The organism is Planctobacterium sp. R6, assembly GCF_055755215.1.
This window is the reverse complement of the sequence record NZ_JBVTQY010000007.1, coordinates 1-13,613: the sequence shown is the minus strand read 5'-3', so window position 1 is coordinate 13,613 and position 13,613 is coordinate 1. Positions and strand designations below refer to the sequence as shown.

Sequence of the window (13,613 nt, the reverse complement as noted above, 5' to 3'; positions counted from 1 at the left end):
GGTGAGCTATGTGGCGTTTTTGGTTATTGTGTGGTGCCGTTTTAAGCCTGAATGTATCAGCCGGCGAGGGCATGATTTGGCGTGAGAGTCAGCATTCTGTGACTCAAACGCTGGATAAGTTGAGCACCGTGCTGGAGTCGAAAGGCATGACGATATTTGCCCGTATTAACCACAGCGAAGGGGCAAAAAGTGTGGGCAAACAGCTGGCAGACACCCAGTTATTGATATTCGGCAACCCCAATATCGGCACACCTTTGATGCAGTGTCAGCAAACCATTGCTATCGATTTACCGCAAAAAGTCCTGGTCTGGCAAGACGTGCAGGGCAAGGTCTGGTTGAGCTATAACGATCCCTTGTATCTGGCGAAAAGACATGACATCGACATGGATAGTCCCTGCTACCCAATCCTGGAGAAAATCAGCGGTGTTCTGGCAAATTTCGCCAAAGTGGCCAGTGAATAGGTTCCGCAATGGAAAAACAAACCAAAAAACTGCTGACGCAACACGAGGCGCTGATCCATTCAGAAGACCGCAAAGTGATTTCTCACGTACAACGAGAAGATGGTGACTGGATTTTACACACCCTGATGCTGGAATCTGTGGATGTCCCTTTTAAATATCGCCGTAAAAAGCGTTACAAGAATCTGCAAGGAGCAAGGGTAAACCTGACTTATTATCCTGACACTGAGGAAGTTGCGGGTATTGAGTTTGAGTATATGCGCGTGGTCCGCCTTCGAACTTCATAAGCTGAGCAGCAAAGAGAACACCTATGGCAGAGTTTATGGTTGAGCATTATGTTCTACACGCCACCCCTTACAAAGAAACCAGCGCCCTGGTTACCGGGTTTAGTCTGGAGTTGGGTAAAATTCGCTATGTCGCCAAAGGTGTTTATGGTAAGAGTAATAAATTCAAAGGCTTAACTCAGGCATTTACCCTTTTTTCGACCCGTTTAAGCGGCAATGGGGAACTAAAATCTGGTTATGCCAGCGAAGCACTGCACAAGCCGGTGGCTTTGCAGGGTACGGCACTTTATTGTGCCTTGTATTGCAACGAAGTGCTGGTGCGATTGTTACCCCACGAAGAGCCTTTTGAAACCGGCTTTCATTTTTATCAACACACCTTGCAAAGACTGGCCAAAGAAGCTCAGGCAGAACCTGTTTTGAGAGAGTTCGAATTGTTTTTACTGCAGGAGTTGGGCAGTGCCTATGACTTTTCCTATGACGCGCTGAGCAACGCCCCCATTGCGCCTGACAAATCCTATGACTTTGTACTGGAACAAGGTTTTTGTCTCGCCTCTGCCACCAGTAAACAAGCGTTTTTGGGAGAACACATTTTAGCGATTGGGCAGCAGAACTGGTCGCCGCAAGCGTTGAAAGTCGCAAAATATTTTACCAGGCTGGCGCTTTCTCCCTATTTGGGGAATAAACCTTTAAAGAGTCGGGAGTTATTTCAAAAACCCCTGTAAACTGCGCTACAAACCGGAAAAGAGAAGTAATCATGAATGAGTTATATTTGGGCGTTAACATTGATCACATAGCCACGATTCGCAACGCCCGTGGCACCCATTACCCGGACCCGGTACATGCCGCAGATATCGCTGAACGCGCAGGTGCCGATGGTATTACCGTTCATTTAAGAGAAGATCGCAGGCACATCAACGACCGGGATGTGCGCATCTTAAAAGAAACCATTAACACCCGCCTGAACCTGGAAATGGCAGTTACCGATGAAATGGTGGCCATTGCCAAAGAAGTCTCTCCTACTTTTTGTTGCCTGGTACCGGAAAAACGGGAAGAGCTAACCACTGAAGGTGGACTGGATGTGGCTGGCGGTTTTGAGCGGGTAAAAAAGGCCACCCAGGCACTGATGCAACATGGCATTATTGTTTCCTTATTCATTGATGCCGATCAGGCACAGATTGACGCCGCCAAAGCTACCGGAGCCGAATATATTGAAATTCACACCGGGCAGTATGCTGAAGCAACCTCAGAGCGCGAACAATTGATGGAACTAGACAAACTAAAAACCGGTATTGAATACGCCGCTTCCATTAGCCTGAAAGTCAACGCCGGCCACGGTTTACATTACCATAATGTCAAACCCATAGCGGCAATCCCGCAATTGATTGAACTAAACATCGGTCATGCCATCATCGCCCGTGCCGCGTTTGACGGTTTGGCAAAGGCGGTTGCAGACATGCGCGCATTAATGCAAGAAGCACGACATCAGAGTTAATCGAAAGCACTATGGTTCAGGTATTTCGCGGCGGTAATCGCAAATCAGGTGGCGGCAGACGCCAGACTAAAAAGCGAACAGCTCACCATGGGCGGGTATCTCAGGTGGTGATCGACCATTTGGATCACGAAGCCAAAGGGGTAGTACCCGGTGCCCCGGTGACTTTTGTGACGGGGGCCTTGCCTGGCGAATTGTGTGAAATCCAGGAGACAGACCGGCAAAAGCACATAGCAAAGGCGCGGGTGCGGAAAGTACTTAATGCATCTGCACAGCGAAAAACGCCTTTTTGCCCGCATTTTGGTTTGTGTGGCGGCTGTCAAACACAGTTTGCCGCAGAAGATTATTTGTTGTCTCAAAAACAGGCAGCCATTGGTCAGCTGTTGCAGCGTTTTATTGGCATAGACGCAGAACACCTTCCCTGGCAACAGCCAATCACCGCACAGCACACTGCTTACCGGCGGAAAGTCCGTCTGGCTGTTGATGCGCGCAAACCATCGGAATGTCGAATCGGTTTTCGCGATTCAGAAAACCAGGTGTTTAATTTATCTGATTGTCAGGTTGCCACAATGGCCATTCAGAAACTTATTGCACCCTTGCAAGAGGTCCTGAACAGATTGAACAGTATCAAGCACCTGGGGCATGTCAGCCTGTTTGAAGGATGTGATGCGGAGCATAACGAACGGGTTTACGTGACGTTGCGCTTTACCCGGTCTCCGGATGAGTCAGATCGCCAGACACTACAGCGCTTTGGCGAACAACAGGGCTGTGACATCTTTCTGGATATGGGCGAAAAACAAAGGGAAGTACTCAACGGCCAATCTTCACTGGTGCGGTATTCATTGCCATTGCCCACCGGCGCCCCATTGATGTTTAAGGCGAACCCTGATGATTTTGTGCAGGTTAACCCGCAAATCAATCAGCAAATGGTGGCTCAGGCGCTAACCTGGTTGCAATTGGCGCCACAAGATAAGGTGCTGGACCTGTTTTGTGGCGTTGGTAATTTTACTTTGCCGCTTGCCCGCAGCGTCAGTAGCGTAGTGGGTTTTGAAGGAATACCCGAAATGGTGCAAATGGCACAGAGCAATGCACTGGATAATGGCATTAGCAATGTTCGATTTATTTCAGGGGATTTGAATGATCCTGACATATTGCACAAAATGACTGAGCTAAACTGTAACAAGGTCCTGCTGGACCCCGCGCGCGCCGGAGCGTCGCAGGCTGTGGAGCAACTTGTTAAAATAGCGCCCGAGCGCATACTATATGTGTCTTGCAATCCGGCGACTTTCGGCAGAGATATTGCTAAATTGCTGGCAGCAAACTATCAATTAACTAAATTATCTTTAATTGATATGTTTCCACAAACTTCCCACACTGAGATGATGGGCTTATTTAGCTTAGCTTGAACACACAGGAGACGGTTACATAATGGTGTCAGTCAGAACAGTCCACAGTGAGATCCGCCCAGGATTCGAAGAGTGGTTGGATAACCTGAAAGTCCCTGACAGTACCAAAGAAAAGCTGGCTACAATTCTTGAGCAACCGGAAATCTTGCTGATAGGGCAGGAAATGGTAGAAATGCTGCAAGAGTTGCAGATGGACGATGAAACCATGCTGGCCTCCTTCGTGTATACCTATTGCCAAATTCGCGAATTGTCTGAAGATGAAATCGCGGAGCAGTTTTCCCCGGAAATCCAGGCACTGGTGCAAGGGGTGCGGCGCATGAGTGCCATCAGAACCCTGCATTCCAGTCAATATATCAAGGCTGACGAAGGACAAATCGATAACATCCGTCGCATGTTGCTGTCTATGGTGCAGGATGTCCGCGCAGTAGTGATAAAGCTGGCAGAACGTATTATCAAGTTGCGCCAGGTCAAAAATGCCGACGAAGAAACCCGGGTTATGACCGCCCGCGAATGCGCCAGTATTTATGCGCCTCTGGCAAACCGCCTGGGTATTGGTCAGCTCAAATGGGAACTGGAAGATCTTTCTTTTCGCTACCTGCACCCGGAATCGTACAAACTCATTGCCAAGATGCTGCGGGAAAAACGCAAAGAGCGACAGGACTATATCGAGCACTTTGTTGAAGCAATGCAGCAGCAACTGGATGTGCAGGGCATAAAAGCCAAAGTTTACGGCAGACCTAAGCACATCTACAGCATCTGGAAAAAGATGCAAAACAAAGGCCTTACCTTTGAGCAGTTATTTGATATCCGGGCCGTGCGCATTATTGCCGATACACTGCAGGACTGCTATACCGTGCTGGGCGCAGTTCATGCCAGTTGGCAACATATACCGCGGGAGTTTGACGACTATATCGCCACGCCTAAGCCCAATGGTTATCAGTCTATTCATACGGTTATCATTGGGCCCGAAGGTAAAACCATTGAAGTCCAGGTGCGCACCCAGAAAATGCACGACGATGCCGAACTGGGGGTCGCAGCTCACTGGAAATACAAAGAGGGCAAAAGCGGCAGCAGCGACAGTTTCGAGGATAAAATTAACTGGTTGCGCAAGATTTTGGCTTGGCAGGATGATATTTCTGAGTCCGGCGATATTGTAGAAGAACTGCGCAGCCAGGTCTTTGATGATCGGGTTTATGTATTTACTCCCAAAGGCGACATTATTGATTTGCCGAAAGGCAGTACCCCATTGGATTTTGCCTATTACGTGCACACCAACGTTGGACACAGGTGCAATGGCGCAAAAATATCTGGCCGGATTGTGCCCTTAACCTACCAACTGCGTACCGGGGATCAGGTGGAGATACTCACCGGAAAACGCGCCAACCCCAGTCGGGACTGGATGAATTCCAGTATGGGCTATGTACTGTCCAGCCGGGCCCGGGCGAAAATCGCTACCTGGTTTAAAAAGCAGGACAAAGACAAGAATCTGCAGGCCGGTAAAGACATGTTGTTCAATGAGATTGTCAAAGCGCGCCTGGACAAAGACATGCTCAACGATGTGCATGACCGCTTTAATGTGAACTCGCTGGAAGACCTGTATGTTGCCGTTGGTGGCGGTGACGTTGGGGTTATGCAGGTTATTAATCACCTGCAGCAGAAGGTTAAGCCCAAACCCGACATCGACCCCAGAGTCAAAACCAAAGCCTCCAAAGCGGCCAGCAGTGGCGATCAAATTGTGGTAGAAGGCGTGGGTAATTTGATGTCTGTGCTGGCGGGTTGTTGCCAGCCCCTGCCGGGTGATCCGGTATATGGTTATATCACCATGGGGCGAGGGGTCAGTGTACACAAGCAAGATTGTGAACAGTTATCCTCAATGTTGACCCAAAACCCGGAACGGGGCATCGAAGTTAACTGGTCAAACGAAGTCAAAGGTGCGTTTAAAACCAAAGTGGATATATTCTGCTACGACAGAGACGGCATACTGCGTGAGATCACTACCATCTTAGGTAATGAAAAGGTGTCCTTGCTCGGCGTCCACAGCGAAAGCCACGAACAGGACCACACCGCCAATATTGCCCTGACACTGGAAGTAAAGGATCTGAATTCGCTGGCCAGACTGATGACTAAACTGGAAAAAATCCGCAATGTGTTGGAAGTGAAACGCATCGAGCACTAATCCGGTTTTTACCGTTTGTTTCATTGAAATGACACAGTTCAGTGGTGATATGGGTCTCTGGTTCGATTGGATTAGTGCGCATGTCATTACGACAGTTGTTTATTGCCCGGGCACTCTGGCTGATGTTTGCAATCAGCCTGGTGTGGTGCGGTATTGTCATTCTTTTGTTTCGGCCAATTCCCTTTGCTGAAATCGACGTACTGGATATCATTGGTGAGGCCAGTACTGTGATTATGGCGGGCTTTTTCTCTACTTTTATTGCCCGTTCAAATCATCATGAAAGCACTAAAATGCGTCTGGTGGCAGCAATGCTGTGCTTGTTTGTGGGAGGAAGTGCCGATTTTATCGATGAATTTTATATCGTCAGATATTGGCCAGCCTTGTTGGAAAACGGTTTTAAAACCGTTGCTGCCCTGTTTACCTTGTGGGGATTGCTCAGTCTGACCCGGGAAGCAAAAAGTTCCGAGCGGCGGGCTGAACATTTTCGCAAAGTCTCCAGCCATCTGGGCATGCTGACTCAAATTGGACAGAAAATCACCGGAACACAAAATCTCCATGACATTTTAGAGGTGGTGCACAGTAATATAAACCAGTTGGCCAATATCGACCTGTTCCGTGTGATTATTTTGCGCAACGGTGAATCAGTTCCGGTCGCGCTGCGACAGCCCCCGGAACAGGCACCATTCGAGGATACAGCCATAAAAGCGCTGCAAGTGCTGGAACAGTGGGTTTTGCAGAAGCAAACTTCCTTGTACCTGTTTGATCTGATGCGCTGTGCTGAACAGCATCTGGAGCCAGAGCAACTACAGTCGCTGATGCAACTACTCAATCAAAACCAACAGTTGCAGGGCGGCAGTGTTTTTATTGTACCGGTGCAACTGGAGACGCAGGTTGTTGGTGTTTTCACCTTGTTTATGTCTCGCTATCAAGGCCTGGACTCTGAGCAATGCCATAGTGTGGAGTCGATTGCTGCTTACTCCGCGGTCGCCATCAATAATGCATTGCGCAGCGAAGAACTGGAACGTCAGGAACAGCGCCGGCAGGGGTGATTCGCTGTAAACCGGGCTTGTCGCTGGATTTTTACAGGTTTGCTTGTCACTATAGTCGCAATTAAATTCCCCTACATGAGACTGGTAATGTCCCAACACTATTCTGAATTTCCCGGAGTTAATCGTATTTTATGGGTCATGGAACAACTCCGTGATCCGGTTTCAGGATGCCCCTGGGACAAAGAACAAACCTTTGAAACCATTGTTCCTTATACCATTGAAGAAGCCTATGAAGTGGCTGATGCTATTGCCTCCGGTGATTTAAGCGATATCAAAGACGAATTAGGGGATTTGCTGTTTCAGGTGGTGTTTTATGCCAAACTCGGACAGGAGCAACAGGCCTTTGACTTTGATGCCATTGCCGCTCAGGTGGCCGAGAAACTGATTCGTCGACACCCTCATGTTTTTGCCGAGGCTCAGATAGATAGCGAAGAAGCGTTAAACGCTAACTGGGAAGCTGTCAAACAGCAGGAAAGACAAGAGCAGGGCAAGGTGCAGGACAGCAGTCTGTTGGCTAATATTCCCAAAGGTATGGCGCCGCTAAAACGGGCGGTGAAGTTGCAAAAACGCTGTGCCAAAGTCGGTTTTGACTGGGACAATAAACAACAGGTGTCGGCCAAAATTCACGAAGAAATCGAAGAGGTGTTGCAGGCCAGTCAACAGCAGGATAGTGCAGCCATGTTAGAGGAAATCGGTGATTTGCTGTTTGCGACGCTCAATTTGGCACGGCACTGTAACGTCGATCCGGAACAGGCATTGTTGTTGGCAAACCGGAAATTCGAATCCCGGTTTCGCCAGGTAGAGAAGCTGGCAGATTCGCAACAAGGATTAGCGTCTATGTCGCTGGATGCCATGGAAGAGCTATGGCAGCAGGTGAAACAAAACGAGAAGCAGGGGAGTTAACATGACGGAATTGTGTTTGTCTGGAGGGTGTTATTGTGGCGCTGTACGCTTTGAGGTGCAGGGTGAACCCAATGCCAGTTATTTTTGTCATTGCCAGCAGTGTCGCAAATTAACCGGTTCAGCTCACGCCAGCAATATGCAGATAGCACCCGATGCGGTGCACTTTACCAGTGGCAATGACAGCATCACCCGATTCCAATGTGGCAGTGGCAGAGCGTTCAGCAATGCCTTTTGTAAGCAATGTGGCTCAGGGGTACCGTTTTTGGGTAAATCCGGTGACTGGATGTATGTGCCAATTGGCAGTCTTGACGATACTCCGGAAGATCTGATTGATTACAATATCTTCTGGGATGACAGAGCTAACTGGTACGAAACCGGTTTATCTGCGCCCTGTTGCAGTGATTTTCCGCCTTCTGAATAAGGAAAAATAAAGGAATTTTGATGAAAACAATCGGCTTGTTAGGCGGTATGAGTTGGCAGAGTACCCTCGGATATTATCAGCAGATTAATGAACTGGTAGCTCTTAAACTGGGAGGTTTACACTCCGCCAAAATCGCTATGCGCAGTGTGGATTTCGCCCCGGTTGCAGCAATGCAAAAGCAGGACCGCTGGCAGGAAATGGGGCAGTTGTTAAGCGCAGAGGCCCGACTTATCGAGGCGGCTGGCGCGGACTGTTTACTTATTTGTACCAATACCATGCATCTTGTGGCTGAACAGGTGGCAGAGGCGATTAGTATTCCATTACTGCATATTGCTGATGCAACGGCACAACAGTTACACGCTCAGCAACAGCAAAAAGTGGCCTTACTGGGCACGGTCTTTACCATGCAAAAGTCCTTCTATAAAGATCGCATCAGAGAGCGTTTTGGCATTGAGGTCATTGTTCCCGATAACGCAGCGCAATTGCGGGTTAACGATGTCATTTACAATGAGCTGTGTGTCGGCCAGATTAAGGAAACATCCCGTCAGCAGTTCCTGAATATTATTGCTGAGCTGAAACAGCGCGGTGCCGAAGGGGTTATTCTGGGGTGCACTGAAATTGGCTTATTGGTTCAACAGCAGCATTGCAGCCTGCCTTTGTTTGATACAACCTCGATACATGCTAAAGCCGCCGTGGATTTTGCCCTTGCCTGATTCAGATGTTGTTACCCTGCAAGAGGTGACAGAGCCAGATTGTGAGTCATTAACCCGGCTTGCACTGGCGTCGAAGCAATATTGGGGCTACAGCGATGACTTTATGCAGTCTTGTTATGCCGAGTTAGCGGTATCTCCGGAAAAGTTAGCGCGCCGGGAATATTGTTATAAAAAAGCCCTGTCGGGTGGGGATATTGTGGGCTTTTATTGTCTGCAAAAACTCAGCGCCGGAAAGTTTGAAGTCGAAGCTTTATTTGTTTCGCCGGAACAGATTGGTAAGGGAGTGGGTAAACTGCTTTGGCTGGATTTGTTGAGTACAGTAACTGAGCTGGGCGCTACGCAATTGCTGATTGCGTCAGACCCAAACGCAGAGGCGTTTTATCTTAGCATGGGAGCGGTGAAAGCCGGTGACATAGCCTCGGGCAGCATTCCAGGCAGAAGCCTGCCACTGTTGGTGGTTAACCTATAGCGCTAAGTGTTTGCAAGTTGCAGCGCGTTAATATCCGTCAAAGGCGTCGTTTGGCCAAATATAACAGCGCTTGCTGAATGAGACTCATGGTTGGATTTGGTTGCCGGGGGGCCATATAACAAAGCCTTCGACTACCCGGCAAAGACTTTTGGTGGTTTTAATGCCTTGCTGTAAAACCCTGAATTGTCAAAGCAACACACTCTTCGCTTTCCTTCAGACAACATATTACGGGCATCAGAAATTCTTTTAGCGCGTGTCTTTGCCTGCCTGGCAGACTCTACCCAATGAATCCAGTCGACTCTTGCAATGGTCGTGGTACTTTGCCACGTTTCAAGGGCTTCGGCAGAGCTGTGAATTGAGTCAGCTAAATCTTTGGGAACACTGGGTTCAGGCTCTTCTGTCGCCGGGCTCAATTCAAATACATATTCCTCTCCCATAAGAAGATTGCCCGATACCAGGTCTTTGGAGCTCAGCTTAAGCCAGTGACTCAAATTACCATCAGGCTCCAGCGTAACCTGAAATGCGTAACCAGCAACTGATACATCGGCGGTAGTTCTGCCTCGCCGGGGCAGACAGTCGCTAACTGCTTTAGGCACAACAACAAAAGCTTCAAAATCAGATTCTGCCTTTTGAGGCTGTAATACCCTGGCGCTAAATTGAGACACTGCCACTGGCTATAATCCTTATCTCTTGGTTGGTTTAATGAGCAAATACCTGTTGGCTATATTGCGTTAAACATGAACGCCTGCCAATGAGTTTTTGCTCCTGTTTTCTCGGGACTGGTGCTGACAGCATAGCGGAAACCAGGCAAAAAACAGACAGGATATCCAGTTTAATTTACCTTGCCAGCCTCACTAAACTCCTGCTCCCGGTCGTGTTCGAAGTCCATTTGAATAAGGCCCTGTTGTGCGATTTGCTGCCAGGGGGCGTCTCGAACGCAGTCATCAATCGTTAAGCGGCGCTTCAGATAACTTCGCTCATACTGCGCATCAAATATTTACCCTTGTTGTGGGGTAAATATTTCCGCAGACATAATTGCTTGCAGATTGCTCATATACAGCAATATACGAAACGTTATACTGCGCATCCGGTCAAGAGGACCGGTTTTCCAACACACACTTTTAAGGAATTTTTTATGAAGAAGTCTCTTTTAGGCCTTTCCGTTGCTTTACTTTTTTCCGGCGCTGCTTTTGCAAAATCTCCCAGCTGGGATTTGGTTGAATTGAGTTATGTTAAAGCAGAAATCGATGATACAGACCTTGAGCCAGATGGCTTTGGTTTGTCGGGTTCTGTACTGGTAACCGAGAATATCTTCCTGATGGCGGATTACAACGCATTAAGTGATGACATTTCGGGTATCGATCTGGATCTGGACACCATCAGCGCTGGCGTGGGCTATCGCTATGGCGTCTCGCCAACGACAGATCTGTTTGCCAGTATTTCTTATGAATACGCTGATGCCTCTGCATTAGGTATATCCGAGAGCGACAATGGCTATTCACTAGCCGTGGGCGCTCGCTCCATGTTAACCGATGCCTTTGAATTGGGTGGCTCTATTTCCTATGTTGACATTGAAGAAGATGACACTACCTTCACCATCGAAGGTCGTTACTATTTCACTGACAATTTTGCCGCTGGTGTGAGTTATGGTGTAGCAGAAGATGCGGACCTGTACACGGTCAGCCTGCGCTACGCATTCTGATAAACGCTTATTTTAAGGTGGCCCGATGGCCACCTTTTTTATTTGGTTCAACAGGCTTCAATAAACTATGCGTTTAATGCTTGTTTCTGATATTTTTGGTGATACCCCGGCGTTACGGCAACTGGCCGAAGCCATTGATGGTAACGCGAAAATTGTCCACCCTTATCGCGATAAATCGCCTGCTTTTAACACTGAGCAAGATGCTTATCAATACTTTAGCGAGAGGGTAGGGCTGGCGCAGTATGCTCAGTTTCTGCTACAAGAGCTAAAGGATACACCAGAGCCCGTGTTTCTTTTAGGTTTCAGTGTTGGTGCCTCTGCGATATGGCAGTTGTCCGGTCAACTGGAGCCAGACAAAATAGCGCTGGCCAAAGGTTACTATGGCAGCCAGATTCGTAACCATTTATCGCTAACCCCTTGCTTTCCGATGGAACTGGTCTTTCCCGCCAGTGAACCTCACTTTTGCGTCGCAGAGTTAATGACAGCCTTACAGAGCAAACAAAATCTTATTATCCGACAGACAGAATTTAAACACGGCTTTATGAACAAGTTGTCAGTCAATTTCTGTAGAGAAGGTTATCAGCAGGAGCTTGAAGTACTAAACAACCGTTTTATTCAGCACCACTAATTTTTTCATTTACCCAGGCAATGGCGTCATCGACGCTGGCAAAAAAATCGTGGGGTTCCGCCGCTTTACCATAAATTTCGCTGAGGTGCTTTTGACTCATTAGCGGGGCATCGCTATGCGTTATCACCAGTCCGGTTGCCGTGCGTCCAACTAGTTTTTCACGCAATACAATTTCTACAAGCTTATCAGCAGCTTCGGGAACGTGAATGGCTTGTCCATAAAAGTCACCCACCATCCCCCAGGGGCTACCATATAAAGGCCGGGTTAATGCGGTAAATTCATCCGCGGCAGCGTTCATGGATTCCAAATTCCAGGGGCCGGTACCTTTGAATACAATGATTCTGCCCACCAGATGAGCTTCAAACGATCCATGCTGTTTAAAATTTGCCATACTCTGGTTATTTGAAGAGGAAACAAATTAGATTGTAAGAGTGATTGTCGGTTCTGCAAGTCATTTTTTAAAGTGAAGGGATATCAACCTGATAGCAAAACAGGTATGGTAAAAAACAAAAGAATTCAAAATTTTGTATATGTCCCAATTCCATCTGGCACAACTCAATATTGCTACTGCCCTGGCAGAAATGGATTCTCCGGTGATGAAAGATTTCGTCGATAATCTGGAGCGTATCAATCTGTTAGGTGAGCAATCCCCCGGCTTTGTCTGGCGTATGAAAGATGACTCCGGCAATGCAACGGCGATTCCCGTTTACGACGATCCCAGCATCATTGCAAATCTAACGGTATGGCAGGAACCGGAGTCGTTGAAAAACTTTTTGTTTAAAACAGAACATGCGCAGTTTTTAAAGCGTAAAAAAGAATGGTTTATGCCGGTTAAGCAGGCTACCTACGTACTGTGGTGGATACCGGCGGGCCACTTGCCTACTTTACCCGAAGCCAAAGCTAAATTGGCGACGTTGCGTGAACATGGAGAGACTGCGCAAGCATTCTCTTTTAAAAAATTGTTTCCGGCCGAAACTGAGAAACAGGATTAATTTTATGGTTAAGGCTGAAAGCTATTCGCGTCGTGAAGAGTTAATCAACATCTGGTCGCACTTTTTCGGATTCTTATTGGCCATTATTGGCTTAGCTATGTTGCTGCACAAAAGTGTACCTTTGGGTGTGATGGAATTGGTTTCTGTGGCTATTTTTGGCAGCAGTATGATACTGCTTTTTCTGGCTTCGACACTGTATCACCGAGCCAGTACACCACGAGCGCGAGCAAAACTGAGGGTGTTTGATCACTGTGCCATTTTTGTGTTTATCGCAGGTACTTATACGCCTTTTGCCTTGTTGGGTTTGACGGGGGTAACTGGCTGGTGGATTTTCGGTATCAGTTGGGGATTAGCCGTTGTAGGAATTGTACTGAAATTGTTTTTTACCGGACGTTTTAAGTTACTGTCCACTGGTGTTTATTTGTTTATGGGGTGGCTCATCCTGTTTGCTGGCAAAACGCTGTTCGATAATTTGTCTGCTCCCGCCCTGTTTTGGCTGACCGCCGGTGGTGTAGTTTATACCCTGGGAGCAGTGTTGTATTCCTTTAAAAGTCTACCTTATACCCATGCTATTTTTCATATTATGGTGATGTTGGGAGGTGCCTGCCACTTTTATTCCGTCTACGAATATGTGCTGTAGACTCGCTATCACTCAAACAATCTTGAGCTAATCTGGCAGCGGCGCTGGAATAGATTCCAACCTACCTGGATGTGTCGGGTTTTGTTGTCAAAAAGCGGTAATTCGTCAGCCGGGCTGAAAGCCCGCCCGGCTAAACAAATTTTTCAGGACAGTTTGTTAAATAGTGATTCCAGGCTCAGGCCTTGTTGCGACAGAATTTCACGTAAACCCCCTGTGTCAGGATAGTTGTCGCCTCAGTTTTTCGTATTGTTAGACAGGGGGTGGATGACAGGTTTGAGTGAAA

Annotated in this window: 17 protein-coding genes; 15 read left to right on the top strand and 2 right to left on the bottom strand. The window is 47.8% G+C overall.

Annotation, left to right across the window (positions count from 1 at the left end; all coding sequences use genetic code 11):
- Positions 1-8: 8 nt before the first annotated feature.
- From AC0J20_RS06535 to AC0J20_RS06485, 11 genes are all read left to right on the top strand, one after another.
- Positions 9-461, top strand: coding sequence for a DUF302 domain-containing protein (locus AC0J20_RS06535; RefSeq protein ID WP_229528486.1), 453 nt, complete (start codon positions 9-11; stop codon positions 459-461).
- A gap of 8 nt (positions 462-469) precedes the next feature.
- Positions 470-745: a hypothetical protein gene (locus AC0J20_RS06530; RefSeq protein WP_229528487.1), complete on the top strand. Its 276-nt coding sequence runs from the start codon at positions 470-472 to the stop codon at positions 743-745.
- 23 nt (positions 746-768) lie between these two features.
- On the top strand, positions 769-1,464 hold the full coding sequence (gene recO / locus AC0J20_RS06525) for a DNA repair protein RecO (RefSeq protein ID WP_473021079.1): 696 nt from the start codon (positions 769-771) through the stop codon (positions 1,462-1,464).
- Between the two features lie 32 nt (positions 1,465-1,496).
- The gene (gene pdxJ / locus AC0J20_RS06520; RefSeq protein ID WP_473021078.1) at positions 1,497-2,234 is read left to right on the top strand and encodes a pyridoxine 5'-phosphate synthase; all 738 of its coding nucleotides are present in this window, start codon (positions 1,497-1,499) and stop codon (positions 2,232-2,234) included.
- An 11-nt stretch (positions 2,235-2,245) separates the two neighbouring features.
- The gene (rlmD, locus tag AC0J20_RS06515; protein ID WP_473021077.1) at positions 2,246-3,637 is read left to right on the top strand and encodes a 23S rRNA (uracil(1939)-C(5))-methyltransferase RlmD; all 1,392 of its coding nucleotides are present in this window, start codon (positions 2,246-2,248) and stop codon (positions 3,635-3,637) included.
- Between the two features lie 22 nt (positions 3,638-3,659).
- Complete coding sequence (gene relA / locus AC0J20_RS06510) at positions 3,660-5,813, top strand: GTP diphosphokinase (RefSeq protein WP_473021076.1); 2,154 nt, start codon at positions 3,660-3,662, stop codon at positions 5,811-5,813.
- 80 nt (positions 5,814-5,893) lie between these two features.
- Entirely contained in the window at positions 5,894-6,862 is a 969-nt protein-coding gene (locus AC0J20_RS06505) for a hypothetical protein (protein ID WP_473021075.1), read from the top strand.
- An 87-nt stretch (positions 6,863-6,949) separates the two neighbouring features.
- Positions 6,950-7,765, top strand: a complete 816-nt coding sequence (mazG, locus tag AC0J20_RS06500; protein WP_473021074.1) for a nucleoside triphosphate pyrophosphohydrolase — start codon at positions 6,950-6,952, stop codon at positions 7,763-7,765.
- Position 7,766: 1 nt separating this feature from the next.
- Complete coding sequence (locus AC0J20_RS06495; RefSeq protein WP_473021073.1) at positions 7,767-8,186, top strand: GFA family protein; 420 nt, start codon at positions 7,767-7,769, stop codon at positions 8,184-8,186.
- Between the two features lie 20 nt (positions 8,187-8,206).
- Positions 8,207-8,899 carry an aspartate/glutamate racemase family protein gene (locus tag AC0J20_RS06490; protein WP_473021072.1) on the top strand — a complete coding sequence of 231 codons (693 nt, stop codon included), beginning with the start codon at positions 8,207-8,209 and terminating at the stop codon, positions 8,897-8,899.
- Positions 8,892-9,368, top strand: coding sequence for a GNAT family N-acetyltransferase (locus AC0J20_RS06485; RefSeq protein WP_473021071.1), 477 nt, complete (start codon positions 8,892-8,894; stop codon positions 9,366-9,368). Before AC0J20_RS06490 ends, AC0J20_RS06485 begins: the two co-directional genes overlap by 8 nt.
- 131 nt (positions 9,369-9,499) lie before the next feature.
- Here the strand turns inward: AC0J20_RS06485 and AC0J20_RS06480 are convergent, their stop codons facing one another.
- Positions 9,500-10,039, bottom strand: coding sequence for a YdeI/OmpD-associated family protein (locus AC0J20_RS06480; protein WP_473021070.1), 540 nt, complete (start codon positions 10,037-10,039; stop codon positions 9,500-9,502).
- Between the two features lie 464 nt (positions 10,040-10,503).
- On the opposite strand from AC0J20_RS06480, the gene AC0J20_RS06475 reads away from it, so the two are divergent.
- Together AC0J20_RS06475 and AC0J20_RS06470 are read left to right on the top strand one after the other, a co-directional pair.
- Positions 10,504-11,070, top strand: coding sequence for a porin family protein (locus tag AC0J20_RS06475; protein WP_229528498.1), 567 nt, complete (start codon positions 10,504-10,506; stop codon positions 11,068-11,070).
- Between the two features lie 67 nt (positions 11,071-11,137).
- Positions 11,138-11,698, top strand: coding sequence for a hypothetical protein (locus tag AC0J20_RS06470; protein ID WP_473021069.1), 561 nt, complete (start codon positions 11,138-11,140; stop codon positions 11,696-11,698).
- Here AC0J20_RS06470 and AC0J20_RS06465 read toward each other — a convergent pair.
- Complete coding sequence (locus AC0J20_RS06465) at positions 11,682-12,089, bottom strand: hypothetical protein (protein ID WP_473021068.1); 408 nt, start codon at positions 12,087-12,089, stop codon at positions 11,682-11,684. The genes AC0J20_RS06470 and AC0J20_RS06465 overlap by 17 nt on opposite strands.
- A gap of 139 nt (positions 12,090-12,228) precedes the next feature.
- On the opposite strand from AC0J20_RS06465, the gene AC0J20_RS06460 reads away from it, so the two are divergent.
- Positions 12,229-12,690 carry a DUF3291 domain-containing protein gene (locus AC0J20_RS06460; RefSeq protein ID WP_473021067.1) on the top strand — a complete coding sequence of 154 codons (462 nt, stop codon included), beginning with the start codon at positions 12,229-12,231 and terminating at the stop codon, positions 12,688-12,690.
- A 4-nt stretch (positions 12,691-12,694) separates the two neighbouring features.
- Positions 12,695-13,330 carry a PAQR family membrane homeostasis protein TrhA gene (gene trhA / locus AC0J20_RS06455; RefSeq protein WP_229528502.1) on the top strand — a complete coding sequence of 212 codons (636 nt, stop codon included), beginning with the start codon at positions 12,695-12,697 and terminating at the stop codon, positions 13,328-13,330.
- Positions 13,331-13,613 lie beyond the last annotated feature (283 nt).

What these genes read in the sequence shown, in the direction of transcription:
- AC0J20_RS06535 (WP_229528486.1), top strand. Translation starts at nt 9, where the DNA reads ATGTGGCGTTTTTGGTTATTGTGTGGTGCCGTTTTAAGCCTGAATGTA.
- AC0J20_RS06530 (WP_229528487.1), top strand. Translation starts at nt 470, where the DNA reads ATGGAAAAACAAACCAAAAAACTGCTGACGCAACACGAGGCGCTGATC.
- recO (WP_473021079.1), top strand. Translation starts at nt 769, where the DNA reads ATGGCAGAGTTTATGGTTGAGCATTATGTTCTACACGCCACCCCTTAC.
- pdxJ (WP_473021078.1), top strand. Translation starts at nt 1,497, where the DNA reads ATGAATGAGTTATATTTGGGCGTTAACATTGATCACATAGCCACGATT.
- rlmD (WP_473021077.1), top strand. Translation starts at nt 2,246, where the DNA reads ATGGTTCAGGTATTTCGCGGCGGTAATCGCAAATCAGGTGGCGGCAGA.
- relA (WP_473021076.1), top strand. Translation starts at nt 3,660, where the DNA reads ATGGTGTCAGTCAGAACAGTCCACAGTGAGATCCGCCCAGGATTCGAA.
- AC0J20_RS06505 (WP_473021075.1), top strand. Translation starts at nt 5,894, where the DNA reads ATGTCATTACGACAGTTGTTTATTGCCCGGGCACTCTGGCTGATGTTT.
- mazG (WP_473021074.1), top strand. Translation starts at nt 6,950, where the DNA reads ATGTCCCAACACTATTCTGAATTTCCCGGAGTTAATCGTATTTTATGG.
- AC0J20_RS06495 (WP_473021073.1), top strand. Translation starts at nt 7,767, where the DNA reads ATGACGGAATTGTGTTTGTCTGGAGGGTGTTATTGTGGCGCTGTACGC.
- AC0J20_RS06490 (WP_473021072.1), top strand. Translation starts at nt 8,207, where the DNA reads ATGAAAACAATCGGCTTGTTAGGCGGTATGAGTTGGCAGAGTACCCTC.
- AC0J20_RS06475 (WP_229528498.1), top strand. Translation starts at nt 10,504, where the DNA reads ATGAAGAAGTCTCTTTTAGGCCTTTCCGTTGCTTTACTTTTTTCCGGC.
- AC0J20_RS06470 (WP_473021069.1), top strand. Translation starts at nt 11,138, where the DNA reads ATGCGTTTAATGCTTGTTTCTGATATTTTTGGTGATACCCCGGCGTTA.
- AC0J20_RS06465 (WP_473021068.1), bottom strand. Translation starts at nt 12,089, where the DNA reads ATGGCAAATTTTAAACAGCATGGATCGTTTGAAGCTCATCTGGTGGGC.
- AC0J20_RS06460 (WP_473021067.1), top strand. Translation starts at nt 12,229, where the DNA reads ATGTCCCAATTCCATCTGGCACAACTCAATATTGCTACTGCCCTGGCA.
- trhA (WP_229528502.1), top strand. Translation starts at nt 12,695, where the DNA reads ATGGTTAAGGCTGAAAGCTATTCGCGTCGTGAAGAGTTAATCAACATC.